Annotated in this window: 22 protein-coding genes and 3 tRNA genes; 12 read left to right on the top strand and 13 right to left on the bottom strand. The window is 67.5% G+C overall.

The genetic code is table 11. The features are described from left to right. Positions 1–39: 39 nt before the first annotated feature. The gene (locus BLS66_RS11355) at positions 40–1,179 is read right to left on the bottom strand and encodes an MFS transporter (protein WP_057493845.1); all 1,140 of its coding nucleotides are present in this window, start codon (positions 1,177–1,179) and stop codon (positions 40–42) included. Between the two features lie 184 nt (positions 1,180–1,363). Between BLS66_RS11355 and BLS66_RS11350 the strand changes: the two genes are divergently transcribed. Continuing rightward, on the top strand, positions 1,364–2,059 hold the full coding sequence (locus BLS66_RS11350) for an alpha/beta hydrolase (protein ID WP_074725896.1): 696 nt from the start codon (positions 1,364–1,366) through the stop codon (positions 2,057–2,059). Positions 2,060–2,141: 82 nt separating this feature from the next. On the opposite strand, the gene BLS66_RS11345 is transcribed toward BLS66_RS11350, so the two are convergent. After that, positions 2,142–2,843: a pirin family protein gene (locus BLS66_RS11345; RefSeq protein WP_049464791.1), complete on the bottom strand. Its 702-nt coding sequence runs from the start codon at positions 2,841–2,843 to the stop codon at positions 2,142–2,144. A 140-nt stretch (positions 2,844–2,983) separates the two neighbouring features. Here BLS66_RS11345 and BLS66_RS11340 point away from each other — a divergent pair, with 140 nt between their 5' ends. Further along, positions 2,984–3,904 (top strand): LysR family transcriptional regulator, encoded by a 921-nt coding sequence (locus BLS66_RS11340; protein WP_074725895.1) that lies wholly within the window; start codon positions 2,984–2,986, stop codon positions 3,902–3,904. 745 nt (positions 3,905–4,649) lie between these two features. Here BLS66_RS11340 and BLS66_RS11335 read toward each other — a convergent pair. The 9 genes from BLS66_RS11335 to BLS66_RS11295 form a co-directional block, all read right to left on the bottom strand. Continuing rightward, positions 4,650–4,726, bottom strand: a tRNA-Arg gene (locus BLS66_RS11335). Between the two features lie 58 nt (positions 4,727–4,784). Then, positions 4,785–4,861, bottom strand: a tRNA-Arg gene (locus BLS66_RS11330). Then, entirely contained in the window at positions 4,852–5,778 is a 927-nt protein-coding gene (locus tag BLS66_RS11325; RefSeq protein WP_074725894.1) for an alpha/beta hydrolase family protein, read from the bottom strand. The genes BLS66_RS11330 and BLS66_RS11325 overlap by 10 nt, the downstream gene beginning before the upstream one ends. Further along, positions 5,775–6,584, bottom strand: coding sequence for a bifunctional hydroxymethylpyrimidine kinase/phosphomethylpyrimidine kinase (thiD, locus tag BLS66_RS11320; protein ID WP_074725893.1), 810 nt, complete (start codon positions 6,582–6,584; stop codon positions 5,775–5,777). The genes BLS66_RS11325 and thiD overlap by 4 nt, the downstream gene beginning before the upstream one ends. A 121-nt stretch (positions 6,585–6,705) precedes the next feature. Further along, complete coding sequence (locus tag BLS66_RS11315) at positions 6,706–7,374, bottom strand: YoaK family protein (RefSeq protein WP_064238151.1); 669 nt, start codon at positions 7,372–7,374, stop codon at positions 6,706–6,708. 12 nt (positions 7,375–7,386) lie between these two features. Then, positions 7,387–7,893, bottom strand: coding sequence for a hypothetical protein (locus BLS66_RS11310; protein WP_049466349.1), 507 nt, complete (start codon positions 7,891–7,893; stop codon positions 7,387–7,389). Then, positions 7,890–9,290, bottom strand: coding sequence for a PhoH family protein (locus BLS66_RS11305; protein ID WP_049466347.1), 1,401 nt, complete (start codon positions 9,288–9,290; stop codon positions 7,890–7,892). The genes BLS66_RS11310 and BLS66_RS11305 overlap by 4 nt, the downstream gene beginning before the upstream one ends. A gap of 84 nt (positions 9,291–9,374) precedes the next feature. After that, a complete protein-coding gene (locus BLS66_RS11300) occupies positions 9,375–9,854 on the bottom strand; it encodes a peroxiredoxin (RefSeq protein WP_049466345.1) in 480 nt (159 codons plus the stop codon). A 91-nt stretch (positions 9,855–9,945) separates the two neighbouring features. Beyond that, positions 9,946–10,506, bottom strand: a complete 561-nt coding sequence (locus BLS66_RS11295) for a glycine cleavage system transcriptional repressor (protein ID WP_005409051.1) — start codon at positions 10,504–10,506, stop codon at positions 9,946–9,948. Between the two features lie 164 nt (positions 10,507–10,670). Between BLS66_RS11295 and dapA the strand changes: the two genes are divergently transcribed. Both dapA and BLS66_RS11285 read left to right on the top strand, forming a co-directional pair. Further along, on the top strand, positions 10,671–11,564 hold the full coding sequence (dapA, locus tag BLS66_RS11290; protein WP_053463400.1) for a 4-hydroxy-tetrahydrodipicolinate synthase: 894 nt from the start codon (positions 10,671–10,673) through the stop codon (positions 11,562–11,564). Positions 11,565–11,596: 32 nt separating this feature from the next. Further along, positions 11,597–12,112 (top strand): hypothetical protein, encoded by a 516-nt coding sequence (locus tag BLS66_RS11285; RefSeq protein ID WP_049466341.1) that lies wholly within the window; start codon positions 11,597–11,599, stop codon positions 12,110–12,112. A gap of 175 nt (positions 12,113–12,287) precedes the next feature. Here the strand turns inward: BLS66_RS11285 and fdxA are convergent, their stop codons facing one another. Next, on the bottom strand, positions 12,288–12,611 hold the full coding sequence (gene fdxA / locus BLS66_RS11280; protein WP_049411316.1) for a ferredoxin FdxA: 324 nt from the start codon (positions 12,609–12,611) through the stop codon (positions 12,288–12,290). A gap of 189 nt (positions 12,612–12,800) precedes the next feature. On the opposite strand from fdxA, the gene BLS66_RS11275 reads away from it, so the two are divergent. Continuing rightward, positions 12,801–14,225, top strand: a complete 1,425-nt coding sequence (locus BLS66_RS11275; RefSeq protein ID WP_057493836.1) for a sugar porter family MFS transporter — start codon at positions 12,801–12,803, stop codon at positions 14,223–14,225. A gap of 437 nt (positions 14,226–14,662) precedes the next feature. Here BLS66_RS11275 and BLS66_RS11265 read toward each other — a convergent pair. Then, positions 14,663–14,737, bottom strand: a tRNA-Glu gene (locus tag BLS66_RS11265). Between the two features lie 52 nt (positions 14,738–14,789). Between BLS66_RS11265 and pcnB the strand changes: the two genes are divergently transcribed. From pcnB to pgi, 7 genes are all read left to right on the top strand, one after another. Continuing rightward, the gene (pcnB, locus tag BLS66_RS11260; protein WP_074725891.1) at positions 14,790–16,169 is read left to right on the top strand and encodes a polynucleotide adenylyltransferase PcnB; all 1,380 of its coding nucleotides are present in this window, start codon (positions 14,790–14,792) and stop codon (positions 16,167–16,169) included. 3 nt (positions 16,170–16,172) lie between these two features. Then, complete coding sequence (folK, locus tag BLS66_RS11255; RefSeq protein WP_057493835.1) at positions 16,173–16,658, top strand: 2-amino-4-hydroxy-6-hydroxymethyldihydropteridine diphosphokinase; 486 nt, start codon at positions 16,173–16,175, stop codon at positions 16,656–16,658. A gap of 34 nt (positions 16,659–16,692) precedes the next feature. Continuing rightward, positions 16,693–17,508, top strand: coding sequence for a 3-methyl-2-oxobutanoate hydroxymethyltransferase (gene panB / locus BLS66_RS11250; protein ID WP_005416119.1), 816 nt, complete (start codon positions 16,693–16,695; stop codon positions 17,506–17,508). Then, positions 17,505–18,344 carry a pantoate--beta-alanine ligase gene (gene panC, locus BLS66_RS11245; RefSeq protein WP_074725890.1) on the top strand — a complete coding sequence of 280 codons (840 nt, stop codon included), beginning with the start codon at positions 17,505–17,507 and terminating at the stop codon, positions 18,342–18,344. The genes panB and panC overlap by 4 nt, the downstream gene beginning before the upstream one ends. 68 nt (positions 18,345–18,412) lie before the next feature. Continuing rightward, complete coding sequence (locus BLS66_RS11240) at positions 18,413–18,910, top strand: hypothetical protein (RefSeq protein ID WP_057493833.1); 498 nt, start codon at positions 18,413–18,415, stop codon at positions 18,908–18,910. An 87-nt stretch (positions 18,911–18,997) separates the two neighbouring features. Further along, entirely contained in the window at positions 18,998–19,378 is a 381-nt protein-coding gene (gene panD, locus BLS66_RS11235; RefSeq protein WP_005409061.1) for an aspartate 1-decarboxylase, read from the top strand. Continuing rightward, a complete protein-coding gene (gene pgi, locus BLS66_RS11230) occupies positions 19,375–20,889 on the top strand; it encodes a glucose-6-phosphate isomerase (RefSeq protein WP_049466329.1) in 1,515 nt (504 codons plus the stop codon). The genes panD and pgi overlap by 4 nt, the downstream gene beginning before the upstream one ends. The last annotated feature ends 68 nt before the right edge of the window (positions 20,890–20,957 follow it).

Below are 20,957 nucleotides of genomic sequence, written 5' to 3'. Positions count from 1 at the left end.
TGCTGCAAACGACTTAATCCCCTCCGTCCCCTTTTTCTGTCAGGGCAGTCGGTGTGCCAGGGAACGCGCGGAGGCGGCTACGCCGAGCAGGAGTGCTGCTACGCACAGGAAGGCGAAGCCCAGGCTGGTGGCATGTGCCAGGGCACCGATTGCGGCCGGGCCGGCGAGGATGCCGGCGTAACCCAGTGTGGTGACTGCGGTGATGGCAATGCTCTCCGGCATCACCCGCTGCTGGCCCGCCATCGAGAACAGGGCCGGCACGATGTTGGCACAGCCCAGGCCGACCAGCACGTAGCCCACCAGCGCCACCGCGTACGACGGGACCAGCGTCGCCAGCGTGAACCCCGCCGCCGCCGTGATGCCGCCGAAGACCATCGTGCGGGTCCGGCCAAGGCGTTCGACGATGCCGTCGCCGAACAGGCGCATCGCCGTCATCGCCAGGGTGAACAGTGCGAAGCCAGCGCCGGCCTGATCGCGCGGCACCTGGCGTACCTCGGCCAGGAACACCGCGCTCCAGTCCAGCATCGAGCCCTCGGCAAGGAACACCACGAAGGCCAGCACGCCGATGAACAACACCACGCCGTGCGGCAGCGCCAGCAGAGGTCCCTCGTGCAGGATGCGTTGCGGACGCCAGTGCGGCGCCGACAGCACCGCGACCAGCAACAGCGCCGCCACCGAAAGCAGCGCGGCCAGCCACAGCGGCGTGCCCAGGATCAGCAGGCCGGTCATGCACCCGGCGCCGACGAATCCGCCGATGCTGTAGAAGGCGTGGAAACCGGACATCATCGCGCGCCCTGCATCGCGCTCGACCGCCACGGCCTGCATGTTCACCGTGCAGTCCATCGCGCCCACACCGGCGCCGAACAGGAACAGGGCGGCGCCCAGCGCAAGCGGCGAGGGCGCCAGTGCCAGCAATGGCAGTGCCAGCAGCACCGCTGCACAGCTGGCCACCAGCAGGCGCCGGCAGCCCAGTCGCCCGGTCAGCGCACCGGCCAGCGGCATTGCCAGCAACGAGCCCAGGCCGAGGCAGAGCAGCACCGCGCCCAGGCTGGCATCGCTCAGCCCGGCCTTGGCCTTGGCATAGGGCACCATCGGCGCCCAAGCAGCGGTGGCGAATCCGGGAATGAAGAAGGCGGCGCGGGTGGCGTGCTGCTGGGCACGTGGGGATGAAGGCGTCATGCGCGGTGCGAAGCTCCAGGGAGCCTCAATGAAAACGTTTTCAGATGGCCTCGGCAAGTGCCATGGGTGACATCCGGCGACGCATACGATTGCAGTGGGCCGGCAGCGTCACTGGTGATTAACCTCGCGCACGCACAGTGGCCGCACGGCCGGCATCCCGCCGGCCGCTGCCGGAGACCTGTACATGAGCACGACACCGACCATCCTCCTCGTCCATGGATTCTGGGGCGGGGCGGCACACTGGGCCAAAGTGATCCTGGAACTGCATCGGAACGGCCACGACCGCGTGCAGGCGGTGGAACTGCCGCTTACTTCGCTGGCCGACGACGCGGGGCGCACGCAGAAGATGATCCGGCAGGTCGATGGACCGGTGCTGCTGGTCGGCCACTCCTATGGTGGCGCGGTGATCAGCCAGGCCGGCAACGAGGACAACGTCAAGGGATTGGCCTACATCGCGGCCTTCGCGCCTGATGCCGGCGAGAGCCCGGGTGGCATCACCCAGCAGCACCTGCCGGAGGCGGCACAGAACCTGGCGCCGGACAGCGATGGCTATCTGTGGCTGCGTGCAGACAGGTTCCACGAGAGCTTCTGCCAGGATCTGAGTGACGACGAAGGCCGGGTGATGGCGGTGACCCAGAAGGCGCCGCTGGCCAGCACGTTTGGGGATGCGGTCAGCAATCCGGCCTGGAAGCACAAGCCCAGCTGGTACCAGCTGTCCCGCCAGGACCGCATGATCGCACCGCAGAACCAGAACGCGATGGCCGCGCGGATGCAGCCCAAGCGCCTGCTCGAGCTGGATGCCAGCCATGCCTCGCTGGCCTCGCAGCCGAAGGAAGTGACCGCGCTGATCCTGGAAGCCAGCGCTGCCATCGCTGGCTGAGGCTGCTTCTGCACAGCGCCGAGCGAGCGCCGGCGCAGCACGAAAGCGCCCGCGATGCACGGAGGCACCGCGGGCGTTGTGGTTACAGCGGCAGGTCGAACACCAGCACTTCGGCGTCGTTGCCGTTTTCCAGGGTCAGCTGGGCTTCGTCGCTGACCTGCAGCGCATCACCGGCTTCCAGGGTGATGCCGTTGACCTGCAGCTGGCCACGCGCCACCTGCACATAGGCGCCACGCCCGTTGCCGAGCGCATGGTGCAGCTTCTGGCCGCCATCGAGGATGGTGGCGAAGATGCGGGCGTCCTGGTGGATGCGCAGCGAACCGTCGGCACCGTCCGGCGAAGCGATCAGTCGAAGTTGTCCACGCTTGCTGTCCGGCGGGAAGTGGGTCTCCTCGTACGACGGGGTGATGTTCTCGCTGTCCGGGAAGATCCAGATCTGCAGGAAGTGCACCGTCTCGTCGGCCGAGTGGTTGAACTCGCTGTGGGTGACGCCGCTGCCGGCGCTCATACGCTGCACGTCGCCGTAGCGCAGCACCGAGCCGGTGCCCATCGAGTCCTTGTGTTCCAGCGCACCGCCCAGCACGTAGGAAATGATCTCCATGTTGCTGTGACCGTGGGTACCGAAGCCCTGGCCGCCGATCACCTTGTCTTCGTTGATGACACGCAGCGGGCCGAAGCTGACGTAGCGGGGGTCGTAGTAGTTCGCGAAGGAGAAGGTATGGCGCGACGACAGCCAGCCATGCTCGGCCAGGCCACGGGTAGCGCTCTTGCGGATCTGCAGCATGATGGAATCTCCTTGTTCGATGGTTTCGATGGGGCGGGGTGGGCCGGAAGCCTGCGTGTTTCCCCGTTGGAGAGAAGTATCCGCTTGCGCCCCGGGTTTGAAAAACGGATAGTTTTGACAGCCATCATCGAAAAATTCGAATGCTCAAGCTCAGCCTCGAAGCCCTGCAGATACTGGATGCCATCGACCGCCGCGGATCGTTTGCCGGTGCTGGCAAGGCGTTGCACAAGGTGCCTTCGACCATCTCCTATACCGTGGCCAAGCTGGAGGAAGACCTGGGTGTCCAGCTGTTCGACCGCGTTGGCCCGCGCGCCGAGCCGACCGAGGCCGGCCGCGCGCTGCTGGACGAAGGCCGGCACCTGCTGCGTGCGGCCCGCGAGCTGGAGCTGCGGGTGCGCCGGGTCGCGTCGGGCTGGGAGACCGAGCTGACCCTGGCGGTGGATTCGGTGTTCCCGACCTGGCTGCTCGGCCCGGATATCGCCGCATTTCGACAGGCCGAGGCGCCGACCCGGTTGCGACTGATCGGCGAGGCGCTGTCCGGCACCTGGGAGGCCCTGCTGGACCGGCGTGCCGACCTGCTGGTCGGCGCGCCGGGCGAGGGACCCAGTGGCGGCGGTTACGTGGTGGAATCCCTGGGCACGGTGGCGTTCGTGTTCGCCGTCGCACCCGAGCATCCCTTGGCCGCGGTGCCCGGCGTGCTCGGTCGCGAGCAGCTGGCCGAGCACTGTGCGATCGCCGTTTCCGATTCCGCGCGCAGGTTGCTGCCGCGCACCGTTGGACTGTTGATGGGGCAGGAGATGCTGACGGTGCCGGACATGGCCAGCAAGCTGAAGCTGCAGTGCGAAGGCGTGGGCTTCGGTTTCCTGCCCGAGCCCTGTGCACGCGCCGCAGTGGCGCGCGGCCAGCTGGTGATCCGTGAGGTGGAGGAACACAAGCCGGAGGAGACGTTCTGGCTGGCCTGGCGCACCGGTGAGGAGGGCGCTGCCCTGCGCTGGTGGCGGGAGCGCCTGCGCAGGCCGGCGCTGCTGTCGGAGTGGTGGCAGGCGATGGCCAGGGGGTAGGGGTTTGGCAGGGCTGCGTGCTGCACCCGCCGTAGTGCCGGCCGCTGGCCGGCAACATTCGAAGCAACAGCAACAGCAGAAGCTGGTTTCCTGAGGGATGGCGGGGTGGGGCCGGGTGCGGGAGACGCCGTAAACCCCCAGACCGGCCCAGCCGCTGGCGGCTGTGCGTTCGGGCGCTTGCGAAGCAGTGCTTCGCAAGCAAAGCGCCCTCACCCCTGGGGGCTTGGCCGCGGCTTGCTCGTGTGCGCTTTCCTGCGCACACGGCAAGACCGGGGTTGGGCGTCCTGCCCAACCCGCCCGAGGCATGTCTCGGGCCCATGCCGCGGACACTCCCGCAACCGGACCCACCCCGCCTTCGACAGTTTTCCGCGATCTGTCGGAACGGCGTACTGCTCTGGTAGGTGTCGACCTTGGTCGGCACGGTAGATCCACGCCATGCGTGGATGCTCTTCGATCTCGATTCGAAATATTCGATTCCGATGGAGATTCATCCACGCATGGCGTGGATCCATCAGATCGCGGAAATCTGTCAGAGGTGGGGCGGCATGGATGCCGCCATCGAGCCCCCATGGATGGGTTTACGGCGTGTCCTGCCTGTCCATGCCGCCCTGCCAACCCACGGAATGCCAGCTTTTGCTGTTGAGGTTGCCGGCCAGCGGCCGGCACTACCAGGGGTGCAGGGCGCCGCCCTGCCGAAGAACACACATAAAAAAACAGCAGGCCGAGGCCTGCTGTTTCGGTGTAATGGTGCGCCCGGAGAGATTCGAACTCCCGACCGCCTGGTTCGTAGCCAGGTACTCTATCCAACTGAGCTACGGGCGCGCGGTACACAATCAAATTTTAAAGCATTTCCAGCGGCGGATGCTGAAAACCTGTCGAGTGGTGCGCCCGGAGAGATTCGAACTCCCGACCGCCTGGTTCGTAGCCAGGTACTCTATCCAACTGAGCTACGGGCGCCCTGCGACAGGAGCGGAATTATGCGGATGTCGGCGCGGACCGTCAACAGTTTTGTGAAAATTTTCATCCAACTGAATGAAAAAGAGGTCAGCCACAGCGTCCGGGGCTTTCAGCCACGCGAAATGATCGGCGCGCGTGCCCAGCTCCTGCGCCGACAGCACGCACAGTTGTGCGTCCACGTTCGGCAGCTTCGCCAGCAACGCCTGCATCGATCCGGTCGGCGCCAGCCAGTCGTGTTCCATCAACACCGCCTGCGCGCTGCCGTGCACGCGCGCCATCTGCGCATCGAGATCCTCCTCCATGCCGACCGCGGCGTAGTGGTTGTTCAGGCCCACGCGCGCCCAGTCGGCGATCAGTCCGCGTGCTTCGGTGCCACCAAAGCCAAGTCGGCGCCCGTGCAGCACGCCCTGGCGCTGTGCGATCCACGGCAGGAAGCGGTAGACCAGCGGCAGCAGCCAGCCGCGTGGTGGCGGAAAACCGCGCCAGAACGGCGAGCCGCTGGCCGCCAGCCACAGCCGGTGGAAGTGCTTCGGATTGCGCCCGGCGTGCACGCAGGCCAGCTGACCGCCGAGGCTGTGGCCGCCGATGATCCAAGGCAGGGCGCCGCCCTCGTGATCGGCGGCGGCCAGGATCGCCTGGCTGCCCGGCAGATCCTGTTCAAGTACTTCGCGGTATCCCCAGTCCTGCGTGCGCGATGGGCGCAGCGAACTGCTGCCATTGCCGCGCCACTCATGCAGGTATACCGCCACGCCCCTGGCTGCCAGCGCCAATGCCAGCGGCAGGTAATGGCGTGCAGCCACGCCCAGCGCCGGCAGCCACAGCAGGCGCGCGAGCGGCTGCGCAGGCACGCAGGCAATCACCTCGTAGCGGTGGCCGTCGTCGCACTGCACGGCGAGGTTGCGCGGCGCCAGGTTCATGCGTGCGGCGCCGCGCCGAAGTGATCGAGGACCAGGACCTCGCTGCGGCCGGGGGCATGGCCCTGCTGCAGGCCGCGCGCAACATAGTCGATGCCGGCTTCGCAGGCGTTGGCCAGGCTCAGGCCGTTGCACAGCTGCGCGGCGATGGCCGAGGCCAGTGTGCAGCCGGTGCCATGTGCATCCAGCGGCAGGCGGGCGTGGATGAATTCTTCGCTGCTGACGCCGTCGAAGTAACGGTCGATCACACGATGGCCTTCCAGCAGGTGTCCGCCCTTGAGCAGTACGGCACCGGCACCGAGGTCGAGCAGGTCGGAGGCCGCCCGTTCGGCATCATCGCCGTTGCTGATCTTCCGGCCCACCAGCAGTTCCGCCTCCGGTGTGTTCGGGGTCACCAGCGTGGCCAAGGGAATCAGGCGTTCGCGCATCGCCTGCAGGGCATTGTCTTCCAGCAGGCGTGCGCCGCTGGTGGCGACCATCACCGGGTCCAGCACCACGTGCGGCGGCCGATGCTGCTCCAGTGCATTGGCGACGGTGTGGATCACTTCGGCGTTGGCCAGCATGCCCAGCTTCACCGCGTGGATGTCGAAGTCGTCGAAGCAGGCCTCCAGCTGCGCGCGCAGGAAACCGACCGGTGGCACATGCACGGCGATGACGCCGCGGGTGTTCTGCGCGGTCAGCGCGGCGATCGCGGAAAGACCGTGCACGCGATGGGCAGCGAAGGTCTTCAGGTCGGCCTGGATGCCCGCGCCGCCGCCGGAGTCGGAACCGGCGATGGTCAGGGCGGAAACGGGCGTGGTCGGGCTCATCCAGCGATTGTGCCGTGGTCCAGCGGGGGAAAGTAGATCCACGCCATGCGTGGATGCCTTGGTAGATGGGGTCAGAGCCCTTTTTCGCAGGAAAAGGGACCTGACCCCCAGAGCGCGGCCCTCAGTGCCGCCAACGCGCCCACTGCTGGTACAGCACATAACCCAGCCCGGTCAGGCCGGTCAGCAGGGCGGGGGCGAGCAGGGCGTGGTACTGCCAGCGCATGAACAGCCAGGCGCCGAGGATGCCGCCGCCGAGGAAACCGCTGATGATCAGGCCGCTGAGGGTCAGTCGCCGCACCTGCAGCGGCAGGCCACGCAGCAGGTGGCCCAGGCCGATGCCGAGGTCGGTGAACATGCCGCTGAGATGGGTGGTGCGCACCACCGCGCCGCTGAAGGTCGTGGCCATCGCGTTCTGCAGGCCGCAGGCCATCGCGGCGGCCAGTGCGCCCCAGATCTGGTGGCGTTCGAACAGCGGAATGGCCACCAGCAGCAGCGCTGACTCCAGCGCCAGCGCCACGCCGTAGCGTCGGCCCAGTTGCAGGGTACTGTCCTGGATCAGCAGGCCGCTGAGCATCGCGCCCAGCGAGAACGCGATCAGCAGCCCCCACAGATGGCCGACCGCGCGCCAGTCGCCCTGCGCCAGCGCCATGCCGAGCTGGCTGGTGCTGCCGGTCATGTGGCTGACCGCCTGGTGCTCGAAGCCGAGGAAGCCGACCACGTTGACCATGCCGGCCACGCACGAGAGCGCGACCGCGCCGATCCAGACCCAGGTGGGCAGGCGTATTCCCATCGGCGGGGCCCCTCAGGGCCCGCCGAGGCCGCCGTTGAACTGCAGCTCGCTGAAGGTGTTGCTGGCCGGGTCGAACACCGCGCCCCAGAACTGCGCGCCGCCGTCGCAGACGCGGATCGCTTCCCGCGCCGGGTTGATGCCGCTGTCGTCGGGCAGATGGAAGGCGTTGATGTAGATCAACCGCTTGCCAGCGCTTTCGATGCCGACGTACTGGCGGTCGAAGTCCAGCACCTTCGGCACCTGGGCCTCCAGCGACGACAGCTTCGCTTCCAGCTGGTCGACCTGCTGGCGGCTGGGTGCCCAGTAGCCGCTGACCCGCCCGGGCTCGCGGCCCGGGCTGGGCCGCGAGCAGGTATCGAGCACCTGCGCGGCGATGATCGGGCGGGTGACCACCCAGGACTGGCCGGTGCGCGCGGCAGTCGGCACGCTGGCCGGGCCGCGCGTGGTGGTGCAGGCACCCAGGACGGCGGCGAGGGCGATCGCCGCCGTGGGCAGCAGCAGGCGGGTGCAGCGGTTCACAACACCTCCGAAGCGTAATCGGCCAGGCGCGAACGCTCGCCACGACGCAGCGTGATGTGCGCGCTGTGCGGCCAGTTCTTGAAGCGATCCACCGCGTAGGTCAGGCCCGAGGTGGTTTCGGTCAGGTACGGCGTGTCGATCTGCTCGACGTTGCCCAGGCAGACGATCTTGGTACCGGGGCCGGCACGGGTGATCAGCGTCTTCATCTGCTTCGGGGTGAGGTTCTGCGCCTCGTCCAGGATCAGGTAGCGCGACAGGAAGGTGCGGCCGCGCATGAAGTTCATCGAGCGGATCTTGATGCGGCTGGCCAGCAGGTCGTTGGTGGCCTGGCGGCCCCAGGTGCCGCCTTCCTGGTTGTGCGTGAGCACTTCCAGGTTGTCGGTCAGCGCGCCCATCCACGGCGTCATCTTCTCTTCCTCGGTACCGGGCAGGAAGCCGATGTCCTCGCCCACGCTGACCGTGGCGCGGGTCATGATGATCTCGCGGTAGCGCTGCTGGTCCATCGTCTGCGCCAGGCCGGCGGCCAGCGCCAGCAGGGTCTTGCCGGTGCCGGCGGTACCCAGCAGCGTGACGAAGTCGATCTCCGGGTCCATCAGTGCGTTGAGGGCGAAGTTCTGCTCGCGGTTGCGTGCGCTGATGCCCCACACGGCGTGGCTGCCGTGGCGGAAATCATCGACCAGCGACAGCACCACCTTGCCGTCGCCGACCACGCGGCTGACGCGCAGCTCGACTTCATCCTCGCCTGGCAGGTAGACATACTGGTTCGGATACCACTCCTCGCCGTCCTGCGCCTGGATTTCGTAATGGGTACGGCCCTTGTCGCTCCAGCTGCGCAGGTCGTCGCCGTGGCGCTTCCAGAAGTCTTCCGGCAGTTCGGTGGCGCCGGTGTAGAGCAGGCTGAAATCGTCCAGCGCGCGGTCGTTCTCGTAGTCCTCGGACACGATGCCGGCGATGGCGGCCTTGATCCGCAGGTTGATGTCCTTGGAGACGAACACCACCGGCAGGTCCGGGGTTTCTTCCTTCAGGGCCAGGATCGCGCCGAGGATGGCGTTGTCCGGAATGACCTGGCCGAAGCTCTTGCCCGCATCGAAATGGCTGGTCTGGAAGCGCAGCTTGCCGGCGCTCTGCTTGCCGCGCAGTTGCAGGCCGTTGGGGCGCTGCAGCGGAATGCCGTCGGCCAGGTTGTCCAGGCCCGATTCCTGCACCAGCTCGTTGAGGAAGCGGCTCACCTGGCGGGCGTTGCGGCTCGCCTCGGAGGTGCCCTTCTTGCCGTTGTCCAGCTCTTCGATCACCTGCATGGGCAGGTAGACGTCGTGCTCCTCGAATTTGAACAGCGCGGTGGGATCGTGCATCAGCACGTTGGTATCCAGCACGTAGATGCGCTTGCCTCGGGTCATCGTCGATTCCTGGTTACGGACAGGGAAAAACCACCACGGCCTGCTGCGGGGCAGGGTGATGGCAGACACAGTAGGCAGTGGGACTCACTTGGACTGGGAGGCCTTCAGTTCGGCGAGAACCGCATCGGCATGGCCGGCAACCTTGACCTTGCGCCAGGACTGCACGATGCGGCTGTCGGGGGAAATCAGGAAGGTGCTGCGTTCGATGCCACGTACCTGCTTGCCGTACATGTTCTTCATCTTGATCACGTCGAAGGCGTTGCACAGCGCTTCGTCGCCATCGCTGACCAGCGGGAAGCCGAAGCCCTGCCTGGTGCAGAAATTGTCGTGGGACTTCACCGAATCACGCGAGACGCCCAGCACGACCGCGCCGGCCTTCTTGAATTCCGGCAGCAGCGCGTTGAAGTCGAGGCCTTCGGTGGTACAGCCCGGGGTGCTGTCCTTGGGATAGAAGTACAGCACCAGCCAGTGGCCGGCGTAGTCGCCGAGGGTGGCCTGGGCGCCACCGGACAACGCCAGTGGCAGGGAGAGGGTGGTGCGGTCCAGGGTGTCGCCGTTGTTCATGAGGTCCTTCTGTCGAGCCTGGGTTCTTTCTACGACAATTGCATGAAACGCCACGCGCCCGTGAGGGATGCGCGAAAAATCAGGAATTCATTCAGAACTTCATCGGGTCCATGATCGCGTCCAGGTTCAGGTGGTCGCAGAACTCGAGGAAATCGTCGCGCAGCGCGGCGATGTGCATGTTGGCCGGCACGCCGATGGTGACCTGCGCGCTGAACATCTCCGCACCGGTCTGCATGGCGCGGTAGCGCGTGCTCTGCAGGTTCTCGATGGTGATGCCCTGGCGGTCGAAGAAGTCGGCCAGCTGGAACAGGATGCCCGGCTTGTCGGCGGCGATCACTTCGACGATGTAAGGCAGCAGGTTGGACTGCGCCTGCTTGGCGGCGGTGCGGTACCAGACCAGCTTCAGGCCTTCCTCGCGCTCAAGCCGGGTCAGCATCGCCTCGAGCTTGGCCACCGAGTCCCAGGAGCCGGTGGCCAGGGCGGTGACCGAGACATCGCGGCCGACCGTGGCCAGGCGTGCGTCCACCAGATTGCAGCCGCTGTCGGCGATGCGGCGGGTGACGGACAGCAGGGGGGACTCCGGATGCGTCGTATAGGCGTTGATCAGGAGGTGGTTTTCGCTCGGCGCGGGGCGCGGGGTGGTGTCGGTCAAGGCGATTCCGGGTAATGCATGCGTGAGTCTGAATGCCCGCCAGAGGCGGGGATCCACCGGTGTCCAGCATACTTGCCCGTGCTTTCGCGCCGCAAGTAACATTCAGGTCGCCCCCGGCCTGTCGTGGCGGGCGTTTTCCCTTCCCAGCCAAGAGCAGCACGTCCTTGTCCCTTTCCGGCCTCATCACCGCGCTGGCGACCCCGTTCCGGGCCGACGGTGCCCTCGATCCCGATGGTTGGCAGCGCCTGCTGCACCTGCAACTGGAGGGTGGCGTCCATGGCGTTGTCGTGGCCGGCTCGACCGGCGAGGCGGCCACCCTGACCGACGCCGAGTACGACCAGCTGCTGGCCAGTGCGGTGGAACGCATCGGTGGCCGCATTCCCGTCATGGCCGGCACCGGCTTGTCCGGCACCGCCAAGACCATCGAACAGACCCGTCGTGCGGCTGCACTGGGCGCCAGCCATGCGCTGGTGGTCACCCCGCCCTACGTGCGGCCGACCCAGGCCGGCCTGATCGCGCACTACCGCGCGGTTGCCGACCAGGGCGGGCTGCCCGTCGTCCTGTACAACGTGCCTGGCCGCACCGGCTGCGACATGCAGCCGGAGACCGTCGCCGAGCTGGCCAGCCACCCCAACATCGTCGGCATCAAGGAAGCGGTCGGTGACACTGGCCGGGTACACGCGCTGCTGGCACTGCGCAGCCCGCAGTTCGCGGTGCTTAGTGGTGACGATGGCACCGCGGCCCGTTCCATCCGCGCCGGTATCGATGGCCTGATCTCGGTGGGTTCCAACGTGCTTCCCGGCGCCTACCGCCGGATGTGCGAGCTGGCCGCCGCGCACGACCATGAAGCCACCGAGTCGTGGGATGCGCGCCTGCAGCCGTTCCATGATTTCTGTGGCGTCGAACCGAACCCGATCCCGGTCAAGGCGCTGCTGCGCCGCATCGGCATCGGCCACGACCTGCGCCTGCCACTGCTGCCGCTGTCGGCAGCGCATCACCCGGCCGCCGATCATCTTGCGGGCGACATCGCCGCCCTCGAAGCCCTTTCCAGCCACTGACCTTCCGTCTTGGTCTGACCCAGGAGATTCATATGCGTCAATCCGTTTCCACCGTCCGCGTGCTGTCCTATGCCCTGCTTGCTGTGGCGGTCGCTGCCGGCACCACCGGCTGCTTCAAGCGCGGCGTCAAGGGCGACTACGCCCTGGCCCCGGAAATGCGTCCGCTGGAAGTGCCGCCGGACCTGAACCTGCCGGCCACCACCGGTGACAACAAGGTGCCGACGCTGGCCTCGGCGACCAAGCCGGCGGCACCTGCCGCGGCTGCCCCGGCCGTGGGCACCACGGGCTTCACCATTGCCGGCGGCAAGGAAGAAGCCTTCGCCAAGGTCGGCACGGCGCTGGAAGGCGTGGAGGGCGTGACCATCGCCAGCCGCGCGCAGCTGCTGGGTTCGTACGACGTGGCCTATGAAGGCAGCAACTTCCTGGTCCGCGTGGTCGCCGTCGATGCTGGCGCCTACATCTCCGCGGTCGATCCGCGTGGCCTGCCGGCCACGGCCGCAGCACCGGTGAAGCTGATCGCTGCGCTGAAGGCGAAGCTGGCGCCGTAAGGGCCGGTCGAGCGGGGGCGGGCCCAGGTCCGCAGCTGCCCGGGTAGAGGCCGACCCAAGTCGGCGCTTCTGTGCCAACCAAGGTTGGCACCTACCGGATCCTGCGGTTGGCGTATGCCGGAAAACGCAAAAGGGCGCCTTGGGGCGCCCTTTTCGTTGCTGCAACGGGCGCTTGTCAGCGCTCCAGCAGTTTCAGCTTGTCCGGCTTGCCATCCCACTCGCCGGCGTCGGCAGGCGGATCCTTGCGCACGGTCAGCACCGGCCACGCCTTCGCCAGCTCGGCATTGAGGGCGACAAAGCCCTCCTGGCCGGCGGGGACATCGTCCTCCGGGAAGATCGCGTTGACCGGGCACTCCGGCTCGCAGAGGGTGCAGTCGATGCACTCATCCGGGTCGATCACCAGGAAGTTCGGGCCTTCGTGGAAGCAATCCACGGGGCACACTTCCACGCAATCGGTGTGTTTGCACTTGATGCAGTTTTCGGTGACGACAAAGGGCATGGGCTGGGGGTGGATCGATTCCTGAACCCGCCAATTCTAGAACAGGTTGGCCCCCGGTGTCGGCGAGGAGCCGAAAACGGGCGTCTGGCAGGCGCGGCCGTGGCCGCCGTTGGCGGCATGGCAGGGCCTGTGCGACGCTGCGCGGCAACCGGCCGTGGTGGCCGGGCTCCCTTTCCAACAGGATCTTCCATGTCTCACGCCCAGCCCGGCGTCGCCTCCCACGGCGGTGAAAACACGGCCTTCATCGTCCTGATCAGCTGCGTGGCCACCCTCGGTGGGTTCCTGTTCGGCTTCGACAGTGGTGTCATCAATGGCACGGTCGATGGCCTGCGGCAGGCCTTCAATTCCAGCGAGGCCGCGCTGGGCTTCGAGGTCGCCTCGATGTTGCTGGGCTGCGCGATCGGGGCCTTCCTGGCCGGCTGGCTGGGTGATCGGCTGGGGCGCCGCGGCGTCCTGATCGTGTCGGCGCTGATGTTCCTGGTTTCGGCGCTGGGCGCCGGCGCGGCCCATGCGTCCTGGCTGTTTGTCGCGGCCCGCGTGCTGGGTGGTTTTGCGGTGGGCGCGGCCAGCGTGATGTCGCCGGCCTACATCGCCGAGGTCGCTTCGGCGCGGTATCGCGGCCGACTGGCCACGGTGCAGCAGATGGCCATCATCTGCGGATTGTTTGCGGCGTTCCTCAGCAATTATCTGCTGGCCCGCGCTGCCGGCGCCTCGACCGAGCCGCTGTGGCTGGGCCATGAGGCGTGGCGCTGGATGTTCTGGATGCAGGCGCTGCCCTCCGCGCTGTTCCTGGTGCTGCTGCTGGTGATTCCGGAAAGCCCGCGCTTCCTGGTGCTGAAGGGCCGCCAGGGGCAGGCGAGGGCGGTGTTGTCGCGACTGTACGGCGAGGCCGCTGCCCGGGCCAAGCAGGCCGAGATCGAGGCCAGCCTGGCACAGGACCAGCACAAGCCGCGCTTCGGCGACCTGCGCAGCAGGGCTACCGGCAGGCTGCGCCCGATCCTCTGGGTGGGCATCGGCCTGGCCATGTTCCAGCAGCTGGTCGGCATCAACGTGGTGTTCTACTACGGCGCGGTGCTGTGGCAGGCGGTGGGCTTCTCGGAAAGCGACGCACTGCTGATCAATGTGCTGTCCGGCGCGCTGAGCATCGGCGCCTGCCTGCTCACCGTGCTGCTGATCGACCGCATCGGGCGCAAGCCGCTGCTGTGGGTCGGCTCGGTCGGCATGTCGGTGGCACTGGTGCTGATGGTGGTGGCCTTTGCCAGCGGCAGCCTGGCCGGCGGGCGCCTGCAGCTGTCCGATGGCATGGGTCGGCTGGCGCTGGTGGCGGCCAACGTGTACGTGGTGTTCTTCAACATGTCCTGGGGCCCGGTGATGTGGGTAATGCTGGGCGAAATGTTCCCCAACCAGATCCGTGGCCCGGCGCTGGCGGTGGCGGGGGCCGCGCAATGGACCTCGAACTTCGCGATCACCGTGACCTTCCCGATGCTGCTGGCCGGCATCGGCCTGGCCGGCGCCTATGGCATCTACGCGGTCGCGGCGATCCTTTCGATCTTCTTTGTGGTCCGCCACGTGCGCGAGACCAAGGGCAAGGAGCTGGAGCAGATGGAAGGCTGACGGCGGGCCTGTGTTTCTGCGCCTCCTTTCTTCGTGGGGAGGCGGCAGGCCAGCCGATCCAGGACACGCCGTAAACCCATCCATGGGGGCTCGATGGCGCCATCCATGGCGCCAACGGTCCTGGATCGGCTGGCCTGCCGCCTCTGGTCAGATCATGGGTTGCGCGGACGCAGCGCAGCACGTCGGGGTCGAGCTTGCCGCGAGTACGGAAACTGTGAAGAGCGCGGGCAAGGCCATCCAGGGCAGGACCGTGAGCGCCATGGATGGCGCGACCGAGCCCCCAGGGATGGGTTTACGGCGTGTCCTGCCCTGGATGGCCTTGCCCGAGCCCTTTCGGGAGGGGTGGCGCTACAGCGATCAAGCAGGCGGGGTGCGCCAAATCCGGAAAACAGAAAAGCCCGCACGAGGCGGGCTTTTTCGGTTCCTGCTGCGGCGACTGGCGCTCCCTAGGGGACTCGAACCCCTGTTTTAGCCTTGAGAGGGCCACGTCCTAACCACTAGACGAAGGGAGCGTAACTGTGTCGCTGCCGAGGCAGGAGCGCTAGTATATGCACCTCGATGCCATTGGGCAATCCCGAAACTTCAACCGGAAGCGCCAACATCATTTCCCCTGCTACATCACCGTTCAGCCTGCGCGTCATCCCGCGCGACCAGCACACGATCTCCCGCAAGGACATCAGCCCGAACGCCCTGCGCGTGCTTTATCGCCTGCGCGATGCCGGCTTCGGCGCCTACCTTGTCGGCGGCGCGGTGCGCGATCTGCTGGTCAATGGCCAACCCAAGGATTTCGACGTGGCCACCGACGCCACGCCCGAACAGGTCAAGCAGCTGTTCCGCAACTGCCGCCTGATCGGCCGCCGGTTCCGCCTCGCCCACGTAGTGTTCGGCCGCGAGATCATCGAAGTCGCCACCTTCCGTGCCAACAGCGATGACGGCAGCGGCGACCGCGAGATGGAAAACGGCATGCTCGTGCGCGACAACGTGTACGGCACCATCGAAGACGACGCCGTCCGCCGCGACTTCACCTGCAACGCGCTGTACTACGCCATCGAGGACTTCTCGGTGCGTGACTACACCGGTGGTTTCGAGGACGTGCAGGCACGTCTGATGAAGCTGATCGGCGATCCGGTGCAGCGCTACCAGGAAGACCCGGTGCGCATGCTGCGTGCGGTGCGCCTGGCGGCCAAGCTCGGCTTCCAGATCGAAGAGGGCACCGCCGCGCCGATCCCGCAGCTGGCCGGCCTGCTCAACGAAGCCGCACCGGCGCGCCTGTTCGAGGAAGTGCTCAAGCTGTTCCTGTCCGGGCACGGCGTGGCCAGCTTCGAAGGCCTGGAGCGTTACGGCCCGCTCGACGTGCTGTTCCCGGAAAGCGCCAAGGCGTTGAAGTCCAACCGCACCGGCGCGCTGCGCCGCATGCTGGTCGAGGGCCTGGCCAACACCGATGCGCGCGTGGCCAACGACGAGCCGGTCTCGCCGGCGTTCCTGTTCGCACTGCTGCTGTGGCCGGCGTTCTGCCGCGCCCAGGCGACCCTGCTCAAGCAGGGCGTGGCACCGGAAGAGGCACAGCGCCGTGCCGCCGACCGCGTCACCGTGCAGCAGCTGAGCACCATTGCGCTGCCGCGGCGTTTTTCGCTGCCGATGCAGGAGATCTGGCTGCTGCAGTCGCGCTTCGGTTCGCGCCAGCGCAAGCGCGTGTTCCGCACCCTGACCCACCCGCGTTTCCGTGCGGCGTTCGACTTCCTCAGCCTGCGCCAGGTGGCATCGTCCGAGCATGCTGCCGATGTCGAGTTCTGGCGCGACGCGCAGGCGCAGTCCGGACGCGAGCTGGAATCGTCGCTGGATGCGATGCACAGCGAAGAGACCGAGGACGAGAGTGGGGCGCCGCGCAAGCGCCGCCGTCGTCGGCGTCGTCCGGGCGCCACGGCCGGTGCAGCGGGCGAGTAAGCAATGACCCTTGCCTGGATCGGCCTCGGCGCCAACCTTGGCGACGCGGCCGCCACCGTGGGCGCGGCGATCGCCGCGCTGGGCGGCCTGCCTGGGACCCGCCTGCGCCAGGCCTCGCGGCTTTACGCAACGCCGGCCTGGGGCAAGGAAGACCAGCCGCCGTTCGTCAATGCGGTGGCCTCGGTCGAAACCACGTTGCCGGCCGATGAGTTGTTGCAGGCGATGCTGGCGCTGGAGCAGCGCTTCGGCCGCGTGCGCGATCCGGCGGTGCACTGGGGGCCGCGTGCGCTGGACCTGGACCTGCTGCTGTATGGCGCGCAGGTACTCGATCAGCCGGGCCTGCAGGTGCCACACCCTTACCTGCACGCGCGTGCCTTCGTGCTGGTGCCGCTGGCCGAAATCGCACCGGATCTGGCCATTCCCGGCCATGGCCGCGTGCGGGATGCAGTGATGCGGGTGGATGCCTGCGGGATCGCGCCGATAGGGTGATAATGCCCGGGTTATCTCCCCCGGTTATCAGCACATGAGCACCCACGCAGACAGCAAGCCCTGGACCGTTCCCGCCCTGGCCGAGGCCAAGCGCAATGGCCAGAAGCTGGTCATGTTGACCGCCTACGACGCCGGCTTCGCCCGCACCTTCGACGCAAATGGCGTTGACCTGATCCTGATCGGCGATTCGCTGGGCATGGTCGTGCAGGGCCATGATTCGACCCTGCCGGTGACCGTGGCCGACATGGTCTACCACACCCGCGCCGTGGCCCGCGTGCTGCAGCGTGCGCTGCTGGTGGCCGACCTGCCGTTCGGCGCCGATGCCACCCCGGAGCGCGCGCTGGATGCTTCGCTGCAGCTGCTGCAGGCCGGTGCCGAGATGGTCAAGATCGAAGGGGCCGGTTTCAAGGTCGACATCATCCGCTACCTGGTCGAGCGCGAGATTCCGGTCTGCGCGCACCTGGGCCTGACCCCGCAATCGGTGCTGCGCCTGGGCGGCTTCAAGATCCAGGGCCGCGGCGATGCCGCCCGCCAGCTGGTCGAGGATGCCAAGGCTGTAGCCGCGGCCGGTGCCAGCATCATGGTGCTCGAATGCGTGCCGACCCCGGTCGCCGCAGAAGTGACCGCCGCGGTGGATGTGCCGACCATCGGTATCGGTGCCGGCCCGCAGTGCGACGGCCAGGTGCTGGTGCTGCACGACTTCCTGGGCCTGGACAGCGGCCATCGCCGTCCCAAGTTCGTCAAGGACTTCCTTGCCGAAGGCGGTTCGGTGGCCGGTGCCACCCGCGCCTACGCCGACGCCGTGCGCGACGGCAGCTTCCCCGACGAACAGCACGCCTACGCCCAATGATCCAGACCTTCAACGAACTCGGCGCACTGCGCGCGCAGATCGCCCAGTGGAAGCAGGACGGCCTGCGCGTGGCGCTGGTGCCGACCATGGGCAACCTGCATGGCGGCCACCATTCGCTGGTGGCGCTGGCCCGCCAGTACGCCGACAAGGTGGTGGCGAGCATTTTCGTCAATCCGACCCAGTTCGGCCCGAACGAGGATTTCAACCGCTACCCGCGAACGCCCGAGGCCGACGTGGCCGGACTGGAGCAGGCCGGCTGCGACGCGGTGTGGCTGCCCAGCGTCGAGGTGATGTACCCGCTGGGCGTGGACAAGACCACGCAGATGCATGCGCCGGGTGTCAGTGAAGTGCTGGAAGGCGCCAGCCGGCCGGGCCACTTCGATGGCGTCTGCACCGTGGTGGCGCGCCTGTTCCTGCAGGTCCAGCCGGATGTGGCCGTGTTCGGCCGCAAGGATTACCAGCAGTTGGCGGTCATCAGGCAGATGGTGACCGAGCTGTCGTTCCCGATCCAGATCGTCGGCGCCGACATCGTGCGTGACGAGGATGGCCTGGCCAAGAGCTCGCGCAACCAGTACCTGAGCGCGGAACAACGCCCGGTTGCGACCACCCTCCACCGCACCCTGCTGGGCATGCGTGAGGGCTACGTGGCCGGTCACCCGCGCGAACGCATCGAGGCGGATGCCACCGCCGCGCTGCAGGCGGCCGGGTTCCAGGTCGACTACGCGGTGCTGCGCACCCCGGAACTGGCCGAGCCGACCTTCGACGGCGGTGGCCGCGTGGCGCTGATTGCCGCGCGCCTGGGCACCACCCGGTTGATCGACAACCTGGAATTCTGAGCCGCATGCGACCGTGGGGCGCCCGCACCGGGCGCCTCTCGCCTTCCCACGGACGGGAGACCGGAGCCATGAAGACCCCTGCCATTGACGCCGGCCGCCTTGCGCGGGCGACGTTCCTCGCCGTGCTGGCGGCCGGCATGCTGCCGGCGCAGCTGTTTGGCGGCCTCTTGTTCGCGCTCGAATTCAGGCGCACGCCGATGCCCGCGCTCACCGGCGGTGGGCTGATGTTCGGGCTGGGCGTCTGCAGCGCCATCGCGGTGTTCCTGCCGATGGCGCTGATCCTGCAGTCCCGGCGGCCCTTGCGCCGGATCAGCTTCGCGCTTGTGGGGGCTGCGCTGGGCGCGCTGGCCATGGCGGTCCATGAATGGCCGGGTGCGGTCCAGGGGCCGCTGCTGCAGCGCCTGCGCTATGTGGATACCTTCGATGTGATCAGCTATGGGCTGACGGTGTCGTTGGCCGGGGGGCTGGGCCTGGCCGCCGGGCTGGCCTTCCATGCGGTATTCCGGCTGTCACTGCAGGGCGGTGCCGTCCCTGCCGCGCCAGCGCCGCGGGGCGAGGGCGCCTGAACGGCCTTCAGCGTCCTGCGGCAGCCCCCTGACGACGGCCAAGCGGGTGCTAGAATCCGCTCTTTCCTTTGCCGTTGCAGCGCCCCCATGCACCTGTCCCTGCTCAAGACCAAGATCCACCGCGCCACCGTCACCCATTCCGAGCTGAACTACGAAGGCTCGATCGCCATCGACGACAACCTGCTGGCGGCCACCGGCATCCGCGAGTTCGAGCAGGTGCACATCTGGGACGTGACCAACGGTGCGCGTTTCTCGACCTATGCCATCCGCGCCGAAGCCGGCAGCGGCGTTGTCTCGCTCAACGGTGGCGCCGCGCGCCACGTGCAGGTCGGTGACATCATCATCATTGCCGCGTTCGCCAGCATGACCGAGCAGGAAGCCGACAGCTTCAAGCCGAAGCTGGTGTACGTTGATGGCAAGAACCAGATCACCCACACCAACGACACGATCCCGACCCAGGCCGCATGACAACGAACAACGGATTCGACTCGCTGCATTCCCACGCCCAGCGCCTGAAGGGCGCAAGCATTCCCAGCCTGCTCGCCGCCGAACCCGGCCGCGTACAGGACCTGGCGCTGCGGGTCGGTCCGTTGTACGTCAACTTTGCGCGGCAGAAATACGATGCCGCGGCGCTGCAGGCGTTGCTGGCGCTGGCGGCCGACCGTGACGTCGGCGGTGCCATCACCCGCCTGTTCCGCGGCGAGCAGGTCAACCTGACCGAAGGTCGCGCGGCGCTGCACACCGCGCTGCGCGGCGACGTGGTCGATGCACCGGTGGCGGCCGAGGCCTATGCCACCGCGCGCGCGATCCGCCAGCGCATGGGCGTGCTGGTGCGCGCGCTGGAAGACAGTGGCGTGACCGATGTGGTCAGTGTCGGCATCGGTGGTTCCGACCTTGGCCCGCGCCTGGTTGCCGACGCGCTGCGCCCGGTCACCGGCGCGCGCCTGCGCGTGCATTTCGTGTCGAACGTGGACGGCGCCGCCATGCAGCGCACGCTGGCCACGCTGGATCCGGCCAAGACCGCCGGCATCCTGATTTCCAAGACCTTCGGTACCCAGGAAACCCTGCTCAACGGCCAGATCCTGCACGACTGGCTGGGCGGCAGCGAGCGCCTGTATGCGGTCAGCGCCAACCCGGAACGCGCCGCCAAGGCCTTCGCGATCGCCGCCGATCGCGTGCTGCCGATGTGGGACTGGGTCGGTGGCCGTTATTCGCTGTGGTCGGCGGTCGGTTTCCCGATCGCGCTGGCGATCGGCTTCGAGCGCTTTGAACAGCTGCTGGAAGGCGCGGCGCAGATGGATGCGCACGCGCTGGATGCGCCGCTGGAGCGCAACCTGCCGGTGTTGCACGGTCTGACCGACATCTGGAACCGCAACCTGCTGGGCCATGCCACGCATGCGGTGATGACCTACGACCAGCGCCTGGCGCTGCTGCCGGCCTACCTGCAGCAGCTGGTGATGGAAAGCCTGGGCAAGCGCGTGCAGCGTGACGGCCAGCCGGTCACCACCGACACCGTGCCGGTGTGGTGGGGCGGGGCGGGTACCGATGTGCAGCACAGCTTCTTCCAGGCGCTGCACCAAGGCACCAGCATCGTGCCGGCCGATTTCATCGGCTGCGTGCACAACGATGATCCGTACACGGTCAATCACCAGGCCCTGCTGGCCAACCTGCTTGCGCAGACCGAGGCGCTGGCCAATGGCCAGGGCAGCGAAGATCCGCACCGGGATTACCCGGGCGGCCGCCCGAGCACGTTGATCCTGCTCGACGCGCTGACCCCGCAGGCGCTGGGCGCGCTGATCGCCATGTACGAACACGCCGTGTACGTGCAGTCGGTGATCTGGAACATCAACGCCTTCGACCAGTTCGGTGTCGAGCTGGGCAAGCAGCTGGCCAGTGGCCTGCTGCCGGCGCTGCAGGGCGAGGAGGTGGCGATTGCCGATCCGATGACCCGTGAGATCCTGGCGCAGCTGAAGCGCTGATGCCCTGGTAGTGCCGGCCGCTGGCCGGCATCCAGGTGATGCTTCAATCGTTCATGAGGTTGCCGGCC

It is taken from the genome of Stenotrophomonas pavanii (assembly GCF_900101175.1).
GTDB lineage: Bacteria > Pseudomonadota > Gammaproteobacteria > Xanthomonadales > Xanthomonadaceae > Stenotrophomonas > Stenotrophomonas pavanii.
The sequence above is the reverse complement of the archived record's forward strand: the minus strand, read 5'-3'. Positions and strand labels throughout refer to the sequence as shown.